The organism is Deltaproteobacteria bacterium (assembly GCA_016874735.1).
GTDB lineage: Bacteria > Bdellovibrionota_B > Oligoflexia > Oligoflexales > CAIYRB01 > CAIYRB01.
In genome coordinates, this window is the sequence record VGTI01000032.1 from 26,626 (window position 1) to 48,385 (window position 21,760).

The window sequence follows — 21,760 nt, forward strand, 5'->3', positions numbered from 1 at the left end:
AGCTTTACCCACCAATCGATCCGAGTCGCCCGCGCGCCAGTTACGTGGCGCGCAGTCAGCGCGCCATGATGGCAACAGCGCATCCGCTTGCTAGCGCCGCCGGTATCGAGATTCTGCGCGCCGGCGGTAATGTCGTTGACGCCACGGTCGCTGCCTCGTTTGTCATTTCGGTGGTCAGGCCGCAGTCGACCGGCATTGGTGGTGGCGGCTTTCTTCTTTACTACGATGCTAAAGATAAAAAGACGCGGGCCTATGATTTTCGCGAACGCGCCCCCGCAGCAGCCACGCGCGACATGTACGTCGGGCCTCAAGGGCAATCGCGACCGTTTCGCTATGGCAAAGTGGAGATACCTGATGCCTCGGTCAACGGTCACTTGGCTGCCGGGGTACCAGGCTTAGTGGCAGGCCTGACGGCCATTCATCGCAATCACGGGCGACTACCTCTGGCCAAGGTGTTGCAACCAGCGATTAAAATTGCCACTAGTGGCTTTCCTGTTTATCCTATGCTGGCCGCGAGGCTAACCGAGCGCGCGGCGGTACTCAGCAAGTTTCCGGCTACAGCGAAGATTTTTTTCAAACATGGCCAACCACTGCCCACCGGTAGTCTCCTCGTTCAAAAAGACTTGGCCAAAACTCTGGAGCGCATAGCCAAGTTTGGCGCCGCTGATTTTTATACGGGAGAAACCGCCAGGCTACTTCTTGCCGAGATGAAGCGCGGACGCGGACTGATCACTAAAGCCGACTTAGCCGATTACAAAATGATCGAGCGCGAACCACTGCAAGTCACCTATGCTGGTCATCAACTGGTGGCCATGCCCCCACCCTCCTCCGGGGGGATCACCCTACTCGAAGTGCTCAATATCCTGGCTGACTCCCCTGCCGCTAAGGCGCCCTTTGGGAGCGCGGAGTCCGCACATTGGTTAGCAGAGTCTATGCGGCGTGCTTTTGCTGATCGCGCGCAGTTTCTGGGCGACCCAGCATTTACCAAGATGCCGCTACGCGGCCTTCTGTCGCTAGATTATGCTGCCGCGCTCCGTCAGAGTATCGACTCTAAAAAAGCCACCAACTCAAGCAAGCTCGCTCCGAGCCAACCAGAAAAATATGAGCACCCATCGACCACCCACTTAGCGGTCGTGGATGCGGCGGGCAATGCGGTGAGTACGACGCAAACAGTCAATTACTACTTCGGCTCCGGCGTCGTCGCGGCTGGCACCGGCGTGCTACTCAACGACGAGATGGATGACTTTGCCAAACGTCCAGGGGCAGCCAATGTTTTTGGTTTAGTTGGCAGTGATGCCAACGCCGTCGCGGCTGGCAAAACACCGCTGTCGTCGATGTCTCCCACCCTCATCTTTGACGCCCAGGGTCAGCTCCGCTTGGCTCTCGGGTCGCCAGGTGGGCCGCGCATTATCACGGCGACCTTGCAAACCATATTCAACAAGCTTGCTCGTGGCCTCGATCTTGCCGACGCCGTTCATGCCTACCGCATTCACCATCAGTGGTTACCGGACCAGCTGGAGTTTGAGCGCGGCGGCCTGGACCCCAAGGTGCGCGACGAGCTAAAAGCCTTGGGGCATAAACTTACGGAGCACCCTGGTATGGGTGACGTCGAGGCTGTGGGGCGCGAACCGGACGGCCTCCTCGGAGTTTCCGACACCCGCTCTGACGGTCAACCCATGGGTCTTTAAGCCATCCGCCGTTTGTCAAGTAACCGCCAGAGTCTGTCTTAAGCTGAGGATGGGATATAATCTAGGGACCCATCCACAACTTGGAACAACGCAATGACCCTCTACCCCACCCGTGTAGTGTTCGTGGCCGCTTCATTCCTTGCCTCTTCGTTCCTTCTATGGGCATCGCCTAGCACCGCCGCAGTGCCGGAGCCCGGCTGGCACCTCAATCATCAGGGACTCGCGGCCAAAAGCGCCGACTCTGAGGCCCTGCTGCGCCCAGTCTTGCGAACCAAGACCGGATGGGTCGAGCCCCGGGTGAGTGACTGTGAATTGCGCGCTGGTAGTTACACCTGCCGCCTCGATGGATATGGTTATTTGCGCGTTGAGAAGAATCCCGCCTACCGCGTGGTTTTTGAGGCTACGAGTGACACCCAAGTGCGCAGTATCGGCCTTAGCGGTCAACTCAAGCTACCTGGGGCACGAGGCTGGTTGTCCAACGGCTTCCAGTCTTGGTCACAGACGGGTTTCATTTCGCTGCAGGCCGAGATTCCCGAGCGTGAGTTGGATCGTGCGTTGGCACTGGTAGGTGAGGACGAGGTATATCGTCGCGGTCCCGAGATGTCTTGGTGGTATAGCTATGCCGCTGGGGGCGACCACAGTTTTCTTGCTGGGGCATCGAGCGCGCGCCATCTTAAATCTTGGGTCCAAATGACGCGCCCTACCGCGGGCCATGATCTGGCTGTAAAGCTCGTCAGTGGCGCTACCGAAGAGCTCACTGTGGCTGCCGGCAATCAAATCACCAGTGAGAATTTTTACCTCTATCTAGGACCCTCACTGTCCAAAGCCATGGCCGACTACAGTGCCGCCATGCCTAGTCGGCGCAAACTAAGCCCTAAACCAACTCCTGTAGGTTGGAACTCCTGGTACGAACTCTGGAACAAAGTAAAGCCACAAGATCTCGTCAGCAATGCGCGCATCTTTGCTGATCTCTTTCAGCCGCGGATCCCCGATGCCAATCTGCCTGGATTTGTGGTCCTCGACGATGGCTGGCAACAAGCATGGGGCGACTGGTACCCCAACACCAAGTTCCCCCACGGTATCGCGACGGTCGCTCGGGAGCTAAGCGACCAAGGATTTCAGATGGGCATTTGGATTGCTCCGCTGCTCGTAGCGAAGGGTAGTCGCACGGCCCGACTCCACCCTGACTGGCTCGTGCAAGGCGCTAACTACTCCCACCCCACCACGGGCGAGTATGGAGTGCTCGATGTCACACATCCAGCTGCTGCGGCGCACTTGCAGCAAACCATAGAGCGACTCGTCGGCTGGGGCGTTAAATTGATCAAAATCGACTTCCTTTTTGCCGGAACGATCGAAGGCAAGCGCCACAAGAAAGCCACGGGCACCGAGGCCTACGAGCGCGCCCTGTCGCTGATCCGGGCGGCGGCTGGAACCAACACCGAACTGCTTGCCGTCGGCTCCCCACCGATCCCGACCATGAGCTACGTGGATGGTTGGCGCGTCGGTGGCGACATCGCCTTCACACCGTCGCTTATTGGCTGGCCACCGCCGACTTTTGCCTTCATCGCCAACCAGGCGCGGAGCGTCGCCGGTCGCTACCCATTCTGCCTCGCCACCTTGTGCGATGCCGATCCCATCCTCATGCGGGCTCCCTTGCCAGAACATGAGGTACAGCTAGGCAGTTGGGTGGTCGCGTCCACGGGCGGTGCCTTGTTCTTATCTGATGATCTGCCAAAGTTGACGGCAGAGCGTGTATTTTGGGGACTGGGCGCACCGCAGTTACGCGCTGCTCTGTCGGGACGACCTGCGCTGCCTGTTAGTTTCGTACCTCCCTATGTGCCGCAGGAGCTGGTTAGCATGAAAGACAACCTATACACGGCCGAGCACGACGTTCCGAACCTGTGGCGTATGCCCGACGGTACGTTGGTCGCATTGAATTTTAGCCATAGCCCTCAGGAGATTGCGGGCCGTCGCGTGCCGGCAAAATCGAGCTTGATCATCCACAACCCTTAGGCACCCAGTTTAACGGCAGCATCACAGGGAGACTACCGTGTCGCACCGCACCAAACTAACTAATAAAAAGTTGTTCATAATCGCTAGCGCACTTTGCTCTGTCGCGTTAGCAACACCTGGTGTCGCCAAGAATTACAGTGCCGAGATCGGTGCGAGCGGTAGTCTGGATTCGGGTAGCTACCAAGTCGGCGACGGCGGTGACCAGTCGCGGACCACAGTGAAGGCCGATCTCACGTGGCTATTCTTCCTGAGGCAATATCAAATAGGTCCAACAATTCGCTATAGTTCAACGAGTTACGGCAGCAGCAACGCGAGCAGCCTAGCCGTAGGGCCAATGTTCAAATACAATTTTGGTACGCTCGGCGGCGATGCGACAGTGCCTTTTGCTTACGCCGGATTTGAGTTCAGCTCTGGTGAGAACAGCTACCTATCATTGACCGGCGACTATAGTGGAACCAACTTAGCCTTCGGTGGTGGCGTCAACTTCATGGTGGGACCGAATGTGAGTTTTCAACCACGTCTGGAGCGTTACCAACAATGGCGCAAGACCTCTAGTGGCAACGTCAACGTGACCGCCGGGGGATTCCAAGTGTTGCTCGGTCTTTCGATTTTCATCTGACTCGTTAGGGAGAGGTATCATGAGCACCATGAAACCTGCGGCCGCAGGTACCGCCAACAAGGTCGAAGAACGCAGCTTTACCCAGGGTAAGGTCATATTCAATGCTGGTGATACAGGTGGCGATCTCTTCTTTATCGACGAAGGCGAAGTCGAAATTTACACCGTCAAGGACGGTCAGGAGGTGCGTCTCAGCACCATGCGTCCTGGCGAGATTATCGGTGTCATGACCTGCCTGACTGACGGGCCGCGCATGGCATCCGCGCGGACCTTGACGGCGACGCGCTGCCGCGTCATTCCGCATGCCAGCGTGATGAAGACGGTTGAGACCCTACCACCGTGGCTGAAGATCGTGCTGAAGGAATACGGGGCGCGTCTGGATCAAATGAACTCGTCTTTTGCCTCACAGTCTCTGCGCGTCCGTGAACTTCAAGATAACCAACTCAGTCATCTTTACTATGCACAGCTCATGGTTTCTGCCATCGCTAACATGTCCGAATTTATCGCCATCACCCAAGAAGCTGGCAAGGTCGTCGTTATTGCCGACCTCCTACAACGACTGGAGATGGTCCTCAATTTGGAGCGGCCACTCATCGACCGCATCTACGGCGTCCTCTTGGATTCAGGCCTGATCCGTGTCGAAATCGAACCAGAACGTAAAAGACAGGTCATTAAGCTGCAAGCAGCACAAAAGATGACGCACTTTGTCCAGTTTGTACGCGAGACCAAACACGGTGCTGCCAAAAAATATTTGAAGGCCAAGTTTAATTACAAAGAGACGCGGTTGCTCTCGGCCCTAGTTAAATTTGCCGCGCGTCAGAATATGCCCCTCGATCAGGCCTGTACCCTGCCTTACGATCTGCTGAAGGAAAATTTGCAGAAAGCCATTGGCGTCCCTTTTGAGGAGGCGCTGCTAGCCAAACCAGCGACACTGCAGCTGGTGAGCCTGAAGACCAACCCGGAAGCGGTGGAGATCAGGCCGCAGTCGGTGTCGCGGACGGTAGCCTGCATTGAGGCCGTGCTCAAACTTAAGGAGCTGGATGATCCCTCGGCTAAGAAAAAGTCGGATGCCGCCTGATTTTGGGTAAAAACACTTGCCATAGTGGCGTTAACCCCGATACCTCTATGGCTCGTATTCTCGACTCCCAAGTGCTGCCGCCTGAGGTCCGTTAAGTTACATGTCTTTCGACCAGCCTATCGATGCCGTTCGTAACCGTAAGAATCTGAAACTATTCATTGTAATCGATGATAGCTTGGATTTCCGCTACAAGGTCATCAACCCCAGCGGCGAGGTGTTGATCCTGCCCGACCTCCTCTTTGAGGACGATCCGATCATCGTAGCACCAGAGGATGCGAGCACCGAGTTTTCGCCTGAGCAATTGAGCGCCTATAGCGAGCACTTGGTTAAGGCTGCGGCAGCTGCCGCGGCAGCTAAGCTCGCAGCATCACGCCCAGAGCCACCACGCCGTATTGTGGCCGAGCCTGCACCTCGGCCCAAGACCCGCCGTCAGCAAAGCACTCCGATCCAGACTCGTCGTGGACTAGCTGCCTCGTGGAGCGCTCCGCGCCTGACTTTCTACAAACACAAGATCGAGCCCCTACACCCGAAGCAATCGTTCAAGATCACTGTCGAGGGGACCGGCGACTTCGAGATCACCAAGGAAGACTTCGTAGCTCATTTCAACGACGTCATGATGTCACCGTCATACCGGGCTGATGGGCTGTTTACATACCCCCAGATTCCAGACAAAGCGCTTCGTTACCGCAAGGCCTAAGTCTGCATGCGCGGGGCATCAACTATCAAACCAACGAGTGACAAACCCAAGCGCCTGATGACACGTCATGGCTTCGAGGCGCTAGCCAAGGAGCACGACGAACTGCTGCTAGTCGAGCGACCCAAGGTTGTGCAGGGCATTGCCATAGCGGCCGCCGAGGGTGATCGCTCGGAAAATGCCGAGTATATTTACGGCAAGAAGCGTCTGCGCGAGCTCGACAAGAGGCTCCGCTACCTGGGTGGACTCCTGAAAGACGTGCAGTTGGTCGATCCGGCCAAGCTAACGGGCGACCGCGTCAGTTTTGGATCCACAGTCGAGATAGTCGACGAGGACGGAGTCGAGAAGTCCTATACTATAGTGGGAGAGGGTGAGACTGAGTTCCACGCTGACGGTATTTCTTACAAATCACCCGTAGCACGAGCGCTCCTGGGGCGTCGCGTAGGTGACATTGTCGTAGCTCAAAGGCCCGCCGGCGAGATTGAACTGGAGATTACGGGTCTGCTTTTCGCAGGCCGCCCATGGAGGTCCTAGAGTGAGCACCTTTAAGAATTCCCGCCCGGAAGCCAAGCAAGCCCACGACACCGCAACGCCACCTAACCTCGTTCAGTTCATGCTGCGTCACTGGCGTGTCAGCCCGACGCGCGCTAATCCCGCGCGCCATCTGGCCAATCACAAGGCGCGACGGGCAGCGCTGAGCGCCCTTTTCCCGCGCGAGCTCGTCGTTATTCCCACCGGGGAGCGCAAGGTCAGAGCCAACGATCAGTTCTACCCATTCCGGGCTGGATCCGACTTCTTTTATCTGACTGGGTGCCACGAGCCGGATTGTGTTTTGGTGCTGGATCCACGCAACAAAGGGCCGAAGGGCCACAAGGCGGTGCTTTTTGGCGAGCCGAATCCCGGCAAGACCGACGCCAGCTTTTTTACCGATCGCATCAATGGCGAGCTCTGGGAGGGACCGCGTCCGGGACTGCCCGAGCTGCAGGTGTTAACAGGGGTCGATGAGTGCTTACCGCTCAGTGAGCTTGAAGCCTACCTAGAGGCGGCCAAGAAGCGTGCCCCCAAGGGTTACCGGTTACTGCGGGACTATGCGCCACGTTGCGCGCGGGCGCTCAGCGGTACCGATCAAGATGGCAACAAGGCACGCGACCTCGAGCTAGCCAACGCCCTGAGCGAGCTGCGTCTCATCAAGGACGCTCAAGAGGTGGCTGAGCTGAGCGCGGTGATCAAATCAACCAAGCGAGGCTTCGAAGATGTGATCTGCGCGCTCAAAACGGCAAAAACCGAGCGCGAGCTGGAGACCACCTTCTGGGCGCGTGCGCGGCAAGAAGGTAACGACGTCGGTTACGGTACCATAGCTGCTGCCGGTGCCCATGCCTGCACTCTGCATTGGAAAAAGAACGACGGCAAGTTACGTCCCAAGGATCTCCTACTGCTCGATGCCGGGGTCGAAGGTCACAGCCTGTACACCGCCGATATCACTAGGACCTTACCCATAGGTGGGAAATTTAGCAAAGAGCAGCTGGCGATCTACAGCCTTGTGCTCAAGGCCCAAAAGGCGGCTATTAAAGCCGTACGCCCAGGCAACGACTTCATGGAACCAAATCGCGTCGCCATGGAGGTGCTAGCCTTAGGCCTTGAGGAGCTTGGCCTCTTGCCGATGAGCGCAGCGACCGCACTGCTGCCAGAAAATCAGTTCTACAAGCGCTATACACTTCACAACGTCAGCCATATGCTGGGCTTGGATGTGCATGACTGTGCCCAGGCGCGGCAAGAAACCTACAAATACGGTAAGTTACAACCAGGCATGGTGCTAACCGTTGAGCCCGGTCTCTACTTCCAGCCGGACGACCTAACGGTCCCCGCTAAATACCGCGGCATCGGCGTGCGGATCGAGGACGATATCCTAGTAACTGCCAAGGGTTGTCGCAACCTATCGGCTGCCATCCCGAGCGAGCCAGGCGAGGTGGAGGCCTGGATGCGGTCGGTCTCATAGGCTCCGTCTAATGCTTGTCCCCAACCCAACCGATATACGGTCTGGCCGGGGGTAGTCTTATGACGGATGGTTTGAAAAAGATTTTAACGCGAGTCGCCGAAACACCCACCTCGACGATGATCGACCGTTATTTGGCGCTGGTTAGCGAGTTGTCAAACGAGCAGCAGAAGACCGAGCGCGTGCTAGATCTCGGCGAGGCCCTGATAGCGAAAGCGCCGACAGAAGCGCTACGCGTCGTTGGTATGGTGCACGATGCTGCACCCAAAAATGTGCGTGCCTACGCCATCCTGATCGCTGCCTTTGAAAAGTTGGGGCGAACAGCCAAAGCCGGCGTGCTGCGTCTTGAGCGTGACAAACTACTTAAGGCGGCACCCCCCGTTGAGCCGGCACAGGTTGCGTTGGAGCTTTCGTCCGAAACGTATCCGCTCGAGGTCACTCCGGAACCATCGCTTTTGGCACCTCCCCCAGAGGGTACTGGATCGATGGCTGATCTGGCCTTGTCTTTAGCGGGATTGAGTGAAGCGGCCAGCGACTCCACAATGACTCTCAGTATCCCATCGTCCGCTAAAGACAGTGACGCTAGGGGCAGTTTCATTGCAATTGAACAGCCTCCAAACCTTGGCGCTGAAGCAAATAAAAATACCGTATCAACGGCCTTGGGCCTCAATAAGATCCAATCGATGGTTGACGGGCTGCTCAAGGACCGCAGCCCGAGTCGGGTCGGGTCTGCATTAAAATCAGCCAACTCCTTGCGCAATCCCCTGGCTGCCACCAAGAGCGACGACGCTCCAACGCCCCCGACGACTAAGACTGGCAGTACCCGCATCTCCCAAGCGCTGCGCCGGCGCAGTGGGCTCAAGACGCCCGACCATGTGGCGGGGGACGAGCCGTTATTATCGTCCGAGCGGACCAGTCTGGCGGTTCCCCCACTGGATCTTGAACTGATTGGGCAAGGTGAGGCAGGCGCACCAGATGGCGTCATCAGTGCGGCCAGTGAGTCGCTGGATCCAGAACGACTAGACCTTTTGACGCGTGAGGCGCAGGCCGCATTCGGCAAGGGCATAGGCCTCGAGGCTCAGGCGGCATCTGATGCTTTCACGGAAGGTGGAGATGACGGAGAAACACCTAGTCTGCGCGACGATTCTTCCGCTTTGTCAGCTACAAATTTGAGAGACCTCACCGATATTTCGGAATTCTGGGACCCTCTGCACGCGCGGATGGCCAAGGTAGACTGGGACCAGGTATTGGGCGCGATGCATGAGCAACGGGAAAGTCACTTAGGTAACTTAGAGCAGGCTACACGCTTTCAGTTTTCGTTGCCTGCTGCAGCTATTCAAGCATTAAGTGCACAGTTTCAGTCCCAGGTTGTGACCGACCCAGCCAAAGCTCTCATCGCCATATGGGAGACGATCCAAGGGATCTGGGGCGAAAAACCAGACTCCGTAACCGTCGCCCTGCTGCAAGATCTTAACCTGACGCACGCAACGCGCGGGTTTTGGGGGCTGTACCTAGACGCTTTGCTCGCCCGTGGTTCGGGGCGCCGCGTACTGTTCGAAGTGGCCTCGGTTGTAGCCCGCGAGCGCCAACTTAGCTGGGCCAAGACCGGGTGGCAGCGGCTGCCAACCGCATGGCGTCAACTAGGTTTGCGTGGCTTTGCATGGCAAGAGGACGAGGGTGTGGACGCGCTCCTCGTCCGACTCAGACAAAGACCACGCCAAACCATGCGTTCGCTATTAGTGAGCGCTTAGCCCAGGCAGAGGCTTAGAGCGCTCCAAACTACTAGACCGGTGGACGACCCGAGCCACTGAGCAACGACAGTGAGATCAACATGAAGGCAATGGCCAGTAAGGTCCGCCGCTCACTCTTTAGTGCCGGAGAAAAAGTCGTGGGCCACTCCAGATTCTCCAGCGTGGGCCATTTGGTTGGGACCCACGGAGGAACCTGAGTCATGTATTCCTCATAAGCGGTGCCGAAGCGTCCGACCAGCAGCCGCTCCTCGTGTTTAACGATGCAGTAATACTGAAAGCCGAAAAGGGCAGCCGCCACAAAAACTATCCAACCCACACCGCTGAACACGGCTAGGCCGACGGTGATCAGAAAATTGCCGACGTAAAGTGGGTTGCGCACGTAGCTGAAGGGGCCGCTGGTGATGAGCGCCGACCCTGCCGTCTCGACGTTACGCGTCCGCGACACGGATCCGATGAAAGCCACGCTATAGATCCGTACCAGCTCGCCTAGGACCACAATCAGCGTGCCCAGCACAGCCGATTTGACCGACGGTTCACAGGCAAACAGGACCAGGGCGATCAGCGGAATCGGCGTGTAGTCGCGCCATTCAAATAGGCGCTCACCGATATCCTCCGCACTCCACTCAGACCAGGCTGGGCGAGTCGAGCCGCTCCCGGCCTCAGTCTCAGTAGTGGCGCGCCCAAACGTCGGCCCCCCCGCCACAGCTAATGCACTGTCGGTGGGCTCTGGCGACCCTGGTGGTTGTTTGTTCTCATCACTCACGGTTAGCGTCCTCTATGTACGAGATCAGTTGCGAATCGAAAAGTTTCTGTTTACTGGGGCGATGGCTCAGCAAAAATCACGGGAGTCGCTAAAGATAGCCGACTGACAGCCTCGCTGGCAACCCGCGAATCCGCTAAATCAGCTGCCGACATGCCCATGAGCAGAGGCTCCATCGCCACCAGCTGTGCGCCGATGTGATCGGCAAAAGTCGCACGAAACAGACCCTCAAACAAGGTCCTCGCCTTTTTACTACTGGAGAAGAGCATAACCACCCCCGCCTGGTCCCGCCAGAAAGCATCGACGTAACTCAAGGTCGGCAGGGCACGTCCCATCAACTCGGCCTTAACCTCATCACGTAGGTCCCGGCGCTCTTTAGGCCCTGGAGTCTTGCCGGTTTTTTGACTGATGGCAAAAAAACGCTGCTTGTACACAAGCTGCAGCAAGGTCGCCGGCACTTTGCGGCGCTCAATCCGCAGACGCAGGAGCACCCCGTCAGCGACGCGGCAATCGTGCAAATCCCAGGGATGATCCGGGGGCAAATCGACCTTGACGCCATCAATGCCAACTGGCCGTACCCACCCGCATTGTTCCTCTTTCTTAACGCCGTCCAAGACCACAGGGGTGGCTTGGTACAGGCCGAGCCGATCCGCCATATCGGAAAGCTTGGGCCGACTGCCATCACCGATCAGCAGGTAACGGGAGAGGGCAATGCTGCCTTGCTGAATTGCCAAAAGTAAACACCTCGTCAAAAGGTTTGAACCCGTTATGTTACTACTCTCAGCGCCGAGGTCCACGAACTTTTAAAGAAATCGGGCGGCGGGCCGATGAAAAACAAGTGACAGATGTATTTAACCGGCGTGATGCCATAAGGCTGACGATGCGTAACGATCAATCCACCGACTTTGCGACCTATCGCGAGATCATGGGCGAGCTCCTGAGGCCCATTGAGGCTCATGGTCTGGACGTGGATACGTTAAAGCGCCTCTACGAGAGTAAGCTGGTCTACCTGGAAAACCTCCGTGTCCGCTGCTTCTTCGAGCTTAACAGTGCCGCTGGCGGCCACTTCACTATGAACGACTACAAGCTGATTTTGCAGGCCTTGGCGGACACTAACCGGCACCTACGAAATTTGATCCTTTTGGCCATAAGTACCAACCTCAAAAAACGCACGGCTAGCTGATCCTGAGGGTCATTCCCGGGCGCCGCGGTGTGGTCCAGGGCAAACCTCTGCTATAATTAGGTTTGGTCTCCCACAATTCCGTAACAGTTCTGTCGATCAGTTAGAGGGTCGCATGCGTCGTAACCTGCTTGTTGCCGACGACTCGGTCACCATCCAGAAAGTCATCCGCATTGCCTTTCATAGGTTACCGGTTGAGCTCGTCGAGGCGGCATCGCTCATCGAAGCCTTAGCTACCGTCGGTAGGGCCAGGCCCGACGCCATCATTGTTGACGCCAGTCTGCCCGGTGTACGCCGACCCGAAGACTTCGCCCGCCTTCGGGCCGAAGCAGGGGGCGTCCCAATGCTCCTCCTGATCGGGTCGTATGACGGAGTGGATGAAGCCGCACTCAGTCAGATTGGTTTTGCCAAGGTGTTGAAAAAACCCTTTGAGTCGACCGACATCGTCGCCGCCATTGACCAACTACTCGGGCTGCATGCACCACCCCCGCCGCCGCCACCCATGCGGGCTGCGCCGTCTGGTCCACCAACCTCATTGCCACCGAAGCCGCTGTCTTTGGGTTTCAGTGAGGCGCCGGCACCTCAGGTCTCTCAGGCATCGCTGATTGGTGAGCCGATGTCCCTCTTTTCCTTTGAGGCGGAGCCGACCGATCCCACTCTGGGCGCTCCAGCGGGGGAACCAGATCTGGGGCTGACCCCACCGAATAGGGCGCAGCACGCCACCGTGGTGCACAGCGATGGGTTTCCCGGCCTACCTCCGGTGAACGACGTCAACCTCAAAGAGACCCCGCGCCCGCCAGTGATGCCGCAGACACTGGAGGGTCAACGTGGTCGGCGCGTGTTTGCCTCTTCCGAAGCCCCGCCACCACCGGTGGCAACCGACGATTTTGACCTGAGTTTTGCCGTGTTCGACACTGACAACGTCGAGCCTGCGTCCGTCGGCGGCGCCAGACCAGAGCCGCGCATCAACGTCGCTGTGCCGCCACCGCCACCACCACCGCGCGCCGCGGCCCAGGTGGCTCCTCCTGTGGCGACGCCTCCCCCACAAGTCGAGCCGCCGCCGACTCCCAAGGCCGAATTCGCCTTTGGCGGGGACGGTACCGTGTCGGCGACGATGAGTCAGATCACCATGGCCCAAATGCCCGCGTGGGTGCGACAGGCCGTCGAGGATTACTGCGAGCGTCACTTCAAGAGTCTGGCTCGGGAAGTCTTGACGTCCGAGCTGAGACGTCTAGCCGACGAGAAGGCGCGGCACCTCGTTGACAATTGAACCAGCTTGGACGAGGATCCGGCCACAGTCCGGAGGATGGTCTATGGCGCCAATTCATGCAATTCAGTTAACCCCGATGATCACTCGTGCTCTTGAAGAGGACTGGGGTTTCGGCGATTGGACCACGGACATCTGCGTGGCAGCAACAACACAGGCCAAGGCCCGCATCATCGCCAAGGAACCCACCGTGGTGGCTGGCGTCGAAGTGGCCGCGGCGGTCTTTAACCTCGTCGATCCAAGTCTTAAGGTCACGCTGCGGGCGCAAAATGGTGACCAGCTAAACCGCGGCGATTTAATCATCGAGATCTCAGGTGCAGCTAGGTCGCTCCTCAAGGCGGAGCGCGTTGCACTTAACTTTCTCGGCCGCATGTGCGGCATTGCGACGCTGACGCGAGAATTTGTGAAACAACTTGCCGGCACTAAAGCGCAGCTTTTAGACACGCGCAAGACGACTCCAGGCATGCGCCTCCTCGAAAAGTCCGCCACGGTCATTGGCGGCGCGCGCAATCACCGTATGTGCCTCACCGATGGTGTCATCGTGAAGGAGAATCACATTCGCGCAGCTGGCGGCATCAGCGCTGCCGTGAGTCGTCTACTTGAAAGTTTGCCACCAACACTCAAAATTGAGGTCGAGACCACTAACTTGAGCGAGGTACAGGAGGCTCTTGATGCCGGTGCTGACCTCATCATGCTCGACAATATGTCAGTCGCCGAGATGGCTCTGGCGGTGCGCACGGTGCGTGGCCGTGCGCTACTCGAGGCCTCGGGCAATGTCAGATTGGATACCGTCCGCGAGATCGCTCAGACCGGCGTTAACTTCATTTCGACTGGTGCCATCATCCACTCCGCACGTTGGTCTGACCTAAGCTTATTATTTGACGTGTGACAGCCACCGGCGGTGTGGCAGAGGTTCCCACTTGAGTAAGCCAGCCGTAACGGTCCACCATCTGAAGACGGTCGATTCCACGTCGCGCCATGCGGCTGCAATGCTGCGCGGTGATGCAGCGGGCGCCACGCATCAGGCCCCGTTCATGATTTGGGCCGACGAGCAGACGGCCGGCCGCGGGCGTCTTGGCCATGAGTGGCTCAGTCCGCGCGGTAATCTCTATTGCACGCTGGTTTTGCCACCGCCGGAAGCCGCTCCGGAGCAACATGGACTGCTGCCGCTCAAGGCTGGTGTCATTACCGCTCGTTTTATCGAGCGAGAGTTTGGCCTCCGCCTCACTCTCAAGTGGCCAAATGATATTTTGTTTGGCGGCAATAAACTCGGCGGTATTTTGGTCGAGACCAGTCTAAATGGATCTAAGTTTGGTGAATTATTGATCGGCATTGGCCTCAATGTGAATCATGCTCCCGATTTAAGTGACGGCGATTACCGGGCCGTCGCGCTACATACGCTCCTAGGCCACAGCGTCGACTTAGCTGAGTTGGCGCGGAAATTTTCTGAGGCTTTTGTCACGCTGTGGGCCGCGCTGCCACTTGATCGTGTGATCAGCGCCTACAACGAATACGCGCTGACACCGGACGAATTGTTCTATCGCGACTTGAACGGTGAGCGACACTATGCCCGCTTGGGTGTCCTGCGCGACGACGGCGCGCAACTACTACAAGACTATCAGTCACCAGATCAACTGATTGCCCTTAGCCACGCTGATCACGGTTGGCGCTGGACGCTGCAAAGTGCCGAGGCGCGCGAGCTTGTGATTGTTGACATTGGTAACACGGCTACAAAGTTCGCCTACTATCAAGATGCACGGAGTGAATCAGCACACTGGATAGCGCCGGTGCCGCACGATGGCGGCGAGACGTCGCTCCGGCAAGCTCTGGTCCAGCTGGCTCATCGCGTCGAGGGTCAAGCAGTCCCGCTGCACGTCACGTCGGTGCGGCCCGAGCGCACCAAACTCCTCATGCAGCTGGCTTCCGCCCTCGGCTGGCCCGTCGTCGTTGTCGGCAAGAGACCGCTGCGGCGCCGCGGCGACGGCTATCTCCTAAAAGACCTAGGTATCGATAGACTCGCTGCCATTGAGGGATGGCTCGCCAGCCTCAGTGACAACGACAGGCGCCACCAAGACCACTACGGCATAGTCGTTGCCGCTGGTACCGCGACGACGGTCGACGCCGTCACTGTGCGTGGGCAGCATTTAGGCGGCCTGATCCTGCCAGGCCTCAAGCTTGCGTTGCGCAGCTTGCACGAGGCAGCAAGCCTACTGCCAGACATCAATTTAGAGCTTGAGCTTAGCGCCGACGCGCCCAGGCAAGGATTAGGACATGACACGCGCAGCGCGATGATCTGCGCCGCTATCGAGATGACCGCTGGCGCGGTGAACGAAGTGCGGCGGCGGCTAGAGCGTCAGCAACGACGCTCTGAACTCTCTGGAGGCATTGTAGTCACTGGGGGCTGGGGTCAGCAGTTGGCGACGCGACTTGGAGGCAGCTACAAACCAGAACTGATTCTAAGTGGGGCACGCGCTCTAGCTCTGGGTGGCTGGCGCTAAAAAAATAGAAGCCCGCCTAAAAAGACGGGCCCCCCATGCGGAGAAGATAAACCTTGGTGCAAAGAGTTGTTTCTTTCCTGAGACGACGGCCAGGGCCCTCGGCCTCAAATTCCAGGTATGATGCCGCTACGGAGTGCGACCATCCCGGACCACCACGGATGATTTTACCAGACTCGCGGGAGTTTGCACGGCCAGACCTGTAACCCCTTGATTACCCGCAAAGCCTTATCGGACCTGCGTTGTAACTGTCTAAGATTGCAAAGGTCCTTACTCAGTGTACGGGACGGCCGAGGAGCCTACTCGGGCCTACCAGACCCTTCAGTTGCACAAAAGATATGCAACCAGCCTCGACTTTCGTAGCATCAGCGACCACCGACAGGTAGTTGGGGGTGTGACCCAGGCGGCGTCCCTGATCATCGAGGTCCTTCTCCCAAAGTACAGGCAGCGAGCGACCGATAAATTTGCGCGCATAATTGGCCGCGAGCTCGTCCGAGAGGCGTCGCAGCGTGGCCGCCCTTTCCTTGATGACATCGGCGGGTAGATGGCCTGGCATGCGCACGGCTGCTGTGTTTGGCCGCTGCGAGTAGGGAAACACATGGAGATAGCTCAGTTCGAGGCTGCGAATCAGCTCCACCGTGGCCTCAAAGTCTTCGTCCGTCTCGCCCGGAAATCCCGGTATGACGTCGGCCCCCACACAACCGTCGGGGAACTCAGCCCTGAACCGCTCCACAGCATCTGCATAACCGGCCCGGTCGTAGGTGCGACGCATGAGCTTCAAGATGCGGTCTGAACCCGACTGCAGCGGTAAATGCAGATGATCGCACACTTGCGCCCGCTGCGCCGCCAAGGCGTCTACCAGCGCGGGCGACAGTTCGGCAGGCTCGAGCGATGAGATCCTGAGCCGTTTTGGTGCTGCGACCGTCAGAATGTCTTCCACCAGACCGACGATAGGGTCGGCTTCGACGTCAGCAGCGACGAGATCACGCCCGTAGTCGCCGATATGGATACCAGTCAGGACAATTTCGGCCACGCCTTCGGCGACCAGGCGTACGCATTCGGCTATGACCTGATCTCTGGGCACGCTGCGGCTAGCACCGCGGGCGTAGGGGATCAGACAGTAGGTACAGAAGCCGTTACAGCCATCCTGCACCTTAACGAAGGCGCGGGTCTGTTCCGAACTAGCCTGATCGAACAAGGTTACCGACGATTTGAAGTGGGCCTGCTTATTGGCCGCCACGGCCGCCACCCCGTCAGGTAGCTTGGCGGGTTTTGCGCCCGTCTTAAGCGACTCCATACCCGCGGCAACGGTGTCGACGAGGCGTTCTTTAGCCACGTTAGGGACGACCAGGTCGATCTCATCCATGGCCACCAGCCGCGCTGAGTCGGTCTGGGCGTAACATCCGGTAAAGACGAGCATGGTGTCGGGGGATTCCCGCCGGAGGCGGCGCGCCAGGTAGCGGGCCTCACGCTCAGCGTTAGCCGTCACACTGCAGGTGTTGACCACCGTGATGTCGGCCGCCTCGGGCGCTGTGACTAGCTCGTAACCTCTCGCTCTGAATTGGTTTTCCAGCGCGTGGCCGTCGAAAGTATTGACCTTGCATCCGAGAGTTTTAACGTATACGCTGGCCATGATTTGCCTTGTGTTTTACGGCAGTGCTCGTCGCCGCTGGATCGCGCAACAACCAAAGGTGCCACGCCTAATTCATCCCCCAGTTACCGGAAAGTCAGGCCCCCTGGCAAGTCTCACTTGTAGTACCTGAAGTGGAGGAATCGCTCGGATGCTCGCTGATTTAGGCTTTTACCTACTGTTACTGTGCCTCGTCAGTACTTGCTACGGAGTGGTGGCGGCGGTGCTTGCAGCACTTTGGCGTCACCGGCGGCTCTACCGCTCCTCACGCCTAGCCCTGACAGCTAGTTGCACCATGGCCAGCGTCGCTGCGCTGATGCTTTGGTATCTCTTTTTCAACCGGGACTACTCCGTCGCTTACATCTTCAAGACTTCGAGCAATGACCTGCCGCAGATCTATACGCTGACAGCGTTTTGGTCGTCGCTTGAGGGGTCGCACTTCCTCTGGACGCTGCTCCTTTGCATCTATGGGACCATTGCACTGTGGACCTACAGTAAGGACAATGAGCACATCATGCCTTACGTCTCAGCCAGTATACAGGCTGTGCTGGGCTGGATGTTTTACCTGCTGCTCAGTCACTCCGATCCCTTTTTGCGCCTGTTCCCGGCCCGTCCTGACGGTCAGGGGATGAACACCCTGTTGCAGAATCCCTACATGGCGATTCACCCACCTACCCTCTTTACCGGCTATACTGCACTAGCCATTCCGGCAGCTTACAGTGTGGCGGCCCTGTGCTACGGCGATATTACTGAGGGCTGGCTTAAGACCACGCGCCGGTGGACGCTCTACGCTTGGTGCGCTCTAACGGCTGGGATTATCCTCGGTGGCCACTGGGCCTACGTCGAGCTGGGTTGGTCTGGCTACTGGGCCTGGGACCCGGTGGAGAATTCTAGTTTCATTCCGTGGCTCTTTTGCACGTCGTTACTCCATTCGCTCGTAGTGCAGGACAAACTCGGGCACCTCAAAAGGCTCACGATTATCTTGGCGTTCCTGGCCTTTTTCTTTAGCTTCTTCGGTACCTTTATCACGCGCTCGGGAGTGATTAGCTCGGTACACTCTTTTGCCGAGTCACCGATCGGTCCCAACTACCTGGCTTTCCTGGCTGCCATGCTGCTGGCGGTGGCGGTGATTTACGGCTTCCGTGCCCCGTCCATCCTGCCACCCGAGGCCGACAAGGCATGGGGGGTGTCTAAGGAGTCAGCCCTGGTCATCACGCAGTTTTTACTGCTGACGCTGGCGGCGATCGTCTGCGTTGGGACCTTGTATCCGATCGTATCAGAGGCCATCACGGGCGAGCGGACGACAGTACAGGCGCCTTACTTCAATGCTTTCGCTCCCTGGATCGGGCTCGGCCTCGTGGTCGCCATCGCCCTTGGCAACCTCATGCGCTACCAGACCAATAAGATGCCGGGCGGCCCGCGTCTCATGATCGGGGCAGCCGTAGTGGCGCTACCGCTGACGGCAGTCCTGGTGATTGGCGGCGATGTCATGAGCACTAAGAAGCCGTTCAACTTGGCGGCGCAGGTAGTCGGTCTATTCCTGTGCGCTTGGTCCACCGTAAGTCTGACGGGTGACCTGGTGCAGAGGCTGCGGGACATCCGCTTTAAGCTCGGACTCTTTCTCAGCCGCAACCTGGCCTACGTTGGTGGCTACATCGCGCACATCGGGCTTCTGATCGCCATTGCCGGGTTCCTCGGTAACTACCGCGGCCTGCAAAAGATCGCCACCCTGAACTCGGGCGAGACGGTCGACTTCTATGGCTACCAGCTGCGCTTTGATGAGATCAAAGAGCTGCAAAAAGATAACGCCACGCTTTATCAAGGAGCGCTTGAAGTGACCCGCGCCGGTGCACCGATAGGTGCCATCACGCCAGCGCGTAGCCGCTATCCCACGTCGACCAACCTCAATCACGAGGTGGCGCTGATGTCGACCTTCTGGCACGACCTCTATGTCACCCTGTCCGACTTTGATCGGGAGAACGGGCGCAAGGCCACCTTTGAACTCCACATCAACCCGACCGTTCGGTTTGTCTGGATTGCCGCTTTTGTCATGGTGATTGGTGGCATCATCGCGATGTTTGATCGCTACCGAGGCAATAAGAGTCGGGACGCCATTCGTGCGGCGCTATGAGGAGCGACACTGAGATGTTGAAGACGATGACGCGTCATGGACCCACACTAAACATAATTAAATTGCTCGTGCTCAATCTGTTGCTGACGACCGCCCTCGTGGCTGGTGAGTCCGGCCCGGTTGACGAGGACGCGCTGAAAAAGGCGTGGCCCAGCGACGGGCCGATTGGCGAGCTATTTCATGACGTCGCCGGCTCGCTGCGGTGCCCCACCTGTACGGGCCTGAGCGTGCTCGAGTCGGACGCCCGCTTTTCGCAGCAGATTAAAGAGATCGTCCTCGAGCAGGTCGAGGCGGGTAAAAATCGTGAGCAGATACTTCAGTATTTTACCGAGCGCTATGGCCCGTGGATCTTGCGGTCACCGCCGCCGCGCGGCTTCAACGTGCTGGCGTGGCTTTTACCACTGACGATCCTGCTGCTAGGCCCACCGGCTGTGTGGTTCTTCGTCTGGCGCAAGCGCCGCGTCATGAATACGCTGGGTGTGCGCTCCGCGGATGACATCATCAAGGAGATGCAGGGTCGGCTTAAGGAGATGCAGGGATGATTTACATAGCGGTCTTAATCGGCATCTTGCTCCTAGCTGTGCTCATGGCGCCTTTTTGGTTCGGCCCGGGAGGCCTACTGCAAGCTGGCTCTTCCATCAACTCCCCGAGCGAACTGCAAGCCCTTAAGGACGCCTTGCTCAAGCGCTATGTTGAGGACGAGCGGGCCTTCAAGGCCGGCCACCTATCGGCCAATTCCTGGGAGCAGCGCCAGAGCTTTCTCACCAATCGTTATATCGATGCTGCGCGACGCCTAGACTTTTTGCAGCATACCGAGTCAAGGCCAAGTCGAGGTGCCCAGTGAGTAGTTTGAGAGGAATGCTACAGTCAATAGTGGTGCTCGGTAGTCTAGTCGCAAGTGCCCCCTGCGCCCAAGCCGAGGTCTATGTCACGCCTAAACATCTTTTGATTTTGCGTGGCGCTCTCGATACGCTTTACGGCAGTTATATCTTCGCCCTGCAAAATACGGGCGAAGTCGCCGAGAATTACAAGACACCCGTGGCACTCCCCAAGGAAAAGGACGACTGGGCGACGCAGGAAGGGCTTGAGCCCAGCGAAGTGTCGCTCTCGCCTACGGGCAGCCTGGTCGTCGAGAAGAGCGTGCAACCAGGCGTCAACCTGCTCGGCATCGATTTCAAAGTCCCGGCAAGTTTCGGCCACACAACACTCACTTTTAAGCCTGAAGTCGCGATCGAGAGCATGATCGTCCTCGTGCCACGTGGTAGCTCGGTCAGCATTGAGTCGGGACGTTTTGCACCGGCTGATAGCAGTCAGGCGCCGGATCCGCAGTACGTGCCTTGGCACAGTGCGGGGCCTCTAGCAGCTGGCGAAGAGATCAAGATCGACGTCTACGGCCTCCCCGAGGGCCGGGCACGGCTTTGGATCGTCGGCGGTGGCGTCGCTGCCCTACTCCTCGCCTTAGCTGGCGTGGTCGCCTGGCGGACGCGACCTAAGATCACTAGCGACGGCGCTCAGTCAATGCTAATTGGTTAGGGACTTTTAGTTAGGGAATTTTGGTTAGTGACGGACCGTGTCGGAGCCGATCCTGCATGATGAAAGACAATAAATGGACGGTGGCAGCTCTTGCTGTCATTGCCGTAGCGCTACTATCAACCCGCGGTGGGATGGCCTCGCTAGTCCCGCTGCTGCGCAATTTGATGCCGCTCATCCTGGCTGTGCTGGCCTACCGTTTTATCGTGCGCAAGGTGCGCAGCGTCCTCGGGCAAAATCCCGAGCAGCCGCAGCAGCGGCAGTCGCAGTTCCGTTGGCCCCAGTCGCGACCGGCGGAGGACGAAAAGCGCGTCATCGATCTCTGCCCCAAGTGTGGGGCCTATATGCGTCCTGGACATCGCTGTAGTCGAAATTAACAGTTTTAAATTTGGGTGAAGCGTCAAGTGCGTCAACTAACTTTAGTGATCGTGCTGCTACCTATGCTCGCCGCGGCCCTCGCCGGGTGTGGGCAGAGTGAATCCAGTCATCCAAGTAGCGTTGAGGAGTCTAGGGCCCACTGGCGCAGCCTCGCCCCAACCTGCGCGGGCTACCCATCGAAGGCGGACTGTGACGACGGCGACATGACGCTCTTTGGTGGCCTGATTTGCGCCGGCGGCGAATCTGCAGGTTGCGCGCTGGTGCGGGATGCTCAGGGACCAGAGGGCCAGTGGTGGCGCTCACCGCGGCGTGCGGGCGGCAACCTGGGCCAGCCGAACTCGTTCTCCCGGGACATGGCCATGGGCGTGCTCCTCTACCTCGCGACGACACGCGACACGGCAGCGGCCGAGCGCTGGCTCACTTGGATCCATGCTAATCGCAGCTGCAGCGTCACTGGTCCGCGTGGCAAGTGCGTGGTGCCTGGCGTGCATCGGTTTTGCCGCGATGACAAAGACTACCGCTGTCTCATGACGCCCGGTAACTGGGCGATGATGGG

General features: G+C 58.2%; 21 protein-coding genes. 18 read left to right on the forward strand and 3 right to left on the reverse strand.

The genetic code is table 11. The features are described 5' to 3' along the window. Nucleotides 1-44 precede the first annotated feature (44 nt). The 8 genes from ggt (at nucleotide 45) to FJ146_12865 (ending at nucleotide 9,833) form a co-directional block, all read left to right on the forward strand. Entirely contained in the window at nucleotides 45-1,688 is a 1,644-nt protein-coding gene (gene ggt, locus FJ146_12830) for a gamma-glutamyltransferase (GenBank protein ID MBM4252849.1), read from the forward strand. Between the two features lie 93 nt (nucleotides 1,689-1,781). Continuing rightward, the gene (locus FJ146_12835) at nucleotides 1,782-3,701 is read left to right on the forward strand and encodes an alpha-galactosidase (protein MBM4252850.1); all 1,920 of its coding nucleotides are present in this window, start codon (nucleotides 1,782-1,784) and stop codon (nucleotides 3,699-3,701) included. 37 nt (nucleotides 3,702-3,738) lie between these two features. Beyond that, a complete protein-coding gene (locus FJ146_12840) occupies nucleotides 3,739-4,320 on the forward strand; it encodes a hypothetical protein (protein MBM4252851.1) in 582 nt (193 codons plus the stop codon). Between the two features lie 19 nt (nucleotides 4,321-4,339). Next, entirely contained in the window at nucleotides 4,340-5,395 is a 1,056-nt protein-coding gene (locus tag FJ146_12845; protein ID MBM4252852.1) for a cyclic nucleotide-binding domain-containing protein, read from the forward strand. A 100-nt stretch (nucleotides 5,396-5,495) separates the two neighbouring features. After that, the gene (locus FJ146_12850) at nucleotides 5,496-6,092 is read left to right on the forward strand and encodes a hypothetical protein (protein MBM4252853.1); all 597 of its coding nucleotides are present in this window, start codon (nucleotides 5,496-5,498) and stop codon (nucleotides 6,090-6,092) included. 57 nt (nucleotides 6,093-6,149) lie between these two features. Then, nucleotides 6,150-6,623 (forward strand): transcription elongation factor GreB, encoded by a 474-nt coding sequence (locus FJ146_12855; protein ID MBM4252854.1) that lies wholly within the window; start codon nucleotides 6,150-6,152, stop codon nucleotides 6,621-6,623. Nucleotides 6,624-6,702: 79 nt separating this feature from the next. After that, a complete protein-coding gene (locus FJ146_12860) occupies nucleotides 6,703-8,085 on the forward strand; it encodes an aminopeptidase P family protein (protein MBM4252855.1) in 1,383 nt (460 codons plus the stop codon). A 59-nt stretch (nucleotides 8,086-8,144) separates the two neighbouring features. Then, nucleotides 8,145-9,833 (forward strand): hypothetical protein, encoded by a 1,689-nt coding sequence (locus FJ146_12865; GenBank protein MBM4252856.1) that lies wholly within the window; start codon nucleotides 8,145-8,147, stop codon nucleotides 9,831-9,833. 31 nt (nucleotides 9,834-9,864) lie between these two features. Here the strand turns inward: FJ146_12865 and FJ146_12870 are convergent, their stop codons facing one another. Together FJ146_12870 and FJ146_12875 are read right to left on the reverse strand one after the other, a co-directional pair. After that, nucleotides 9,865-10,596 (reverse strand): isoprenylcysteine carboxylmethyltransferase family protein, encoded by a 732-nt coding sequence (locus tag FJ146_12870; protein ID MBM4252857.1) that lies wholly within the window; start codon nucleotides 10,594-10,596, stop codon nucleotides 9,865-9,867. 50 nt (nucleotides 10,597-10,646) lie between these two features. Further along, a complete protein-coding gene (locus FJ146_12875; GenBank protein ID MBM4252858.1) occupies nucleotides 10,647-11,327 on the reverse strand; it encodes a recombination-associated protein RdgC in 681 nt (226 codons plus the stop codon). Nucleotides 11,328-11,431: 104 nt separating this feature from the next. On the opposite strand from FJ146_12875, the gene FJ146_12880 reads away from it, so the two are divergent. The 4 genes from FJ146_12880 to FJ146_12895 all read left to right on the forward strand — a co-directional run bounded on the left by FJ146_12880 (nucleotide 11,432) and on the right by FJ146_12895 (nucleotide 15,538). Next, complete coding sequence (locus tag FJ146_12880) at nucleotides 11,432-11,776, forward strand: hypothetical protein (GenBank protein ID MBM4252859.1); 345 nt, start codon at nucleotides 11,432-11,434, stop codon at nucleotides 11,774-11,776. Nucleotides 11,777-11,888: 112 nt separating this feature from the next. Continuing rightward, the gene (locus tag FJ146_12885; protein ID MBM4252860.1) at nucleotides 11,889-13,043 is read left to right on the forward strand and encodes a response regulator; all 1,155 of its coding nucleotides are present in this window, start codon (nucleotides 11,889-11,891) and stop codon (nucleotides 13,041-13,043) included. Nucleotides 13,044-13,086: 43 nt separating this feature from the next. After that, entirely contained in the window at nucleotides 13,087-13,929 is an 843-nt protein-coding gene (gene nadC / locus FJ146_12890) for a carboxylating nicotinate-nucleotide diphosphorylase (GenBank protein MBM4252861.1), read from the forward strand. Further along, entirely contained in the window at nucleotides 13,919-15,538 is a 1,620-nt protein-coding gene (locus FJ146_12895; protein MBM4252862.1) for a biotin--[acetyl-CoA-carboxylase] ligase, read from the forward strand. Before nadC ends, FJ146_12895 begins: the two co-directional genes overlap by 11 nt. 271 nt (nucleotides 15,539-15,809) lie before the next feature. Here FJ146_12895 and mtaB read toward each other — a convergent pair whose 3' ends face one another. Further along, a complete protein-coding gene (gene mtaB / locus FJ146_12900; GenBank protein MBM4252863.1) occupies nucleotides 15,810-17,168 on the reverse strand; it encodes a tRNA (N(6)-L-threonylcarbamoyladenosine(37)-C(2))-methylthiotransferase MtaB in 1,359 nt (452 codons plus the stop codon). Nucleotides 17,169-17,316: 148 nt separating this feature from the next. Here mtaB and FJ146_12905 point away from each other — a divergent pair, with 148 nt between their 5' ends. The 6 genes from FJ146_12905 to FJ146_12930 form a co-directional block, all read left to right on the forward strand. Next, a complete protein-coding gene (locus FJ146_12905) occupies nucleotides 17,317-19,296 on the forward strand; it encodes a heme lyase CcmF/NrfE family subunit (protein ID MBM4252864.1) in 1,980 nt (659 codons plus the stop codon). After that, nucleotides 19,293-19,838 carry a hypothetical protein gene (locus tag FJ146_12910; protein MBM4252865.1) on the forward strand — a complete coding sequence of 182 codons (546 nt, stop codon included), beginning with the start codon at nucleotides 19,293-19,295 and terminating at the stop codon, nucleotides 19,836-19,838. Before FJ146_12905 ends, FJ146_12910 begins: the two co-directional genes overlap by 4 nt. After that, the gene (locus tag FJ146_12915; GenBank protein ID MBM4252866.1) at nucleotides 19,835-20,140 is read left to right on the forward strand and encodes a hypothetical protein; all 306 of its coding nucleotides are present in this window, start codon (nucleotides 19,835-19,837) and stop codon (nucleotides 20,138-20,140) included. The genes FJ146_12910 and FJ146_12915 overlap by 4 nt, the downstream gene beginning before the upstream one ends. Before the next feature lie 14 nt (nucleotides 20,141-20,154). Continuing rightward, nucleotides 20,155-20,829: a hypothetical protein gene (locus FJ146_12920; GenBank protein MBM4252867.1), complete on the forward strand. Its 675-nt coding sequence runs from the start codon at nucleotides 20,155-20,157 to the stop codon at nucleotides 20,827-20,829. Nucleotides 20,830-20,885: 56 nt separating this feature from the next. After that, nucleotides 20,886-21,203 carry a hypothetical protein gene (locus FJ146_12925; GenBank protein ID MBM4252868.1) on the forward strand — a complete coding sequence of 106 codons (318 nt, stop codon included), beginning with the start codon at nucleotides 20,886-20,888 and terminating at the stop codon, nucleotides 21,201-21,203. Between the two features lie 27 nt (nucleotides 21,204-21,230). After that, a partial coding sequence (locus FJ146_12930; protein ID MBM4252869.1) for a hypothetical protein occupies nucleotides 21,231-21,760 on the forward strand: 530 nt, incomplete at its 3' end.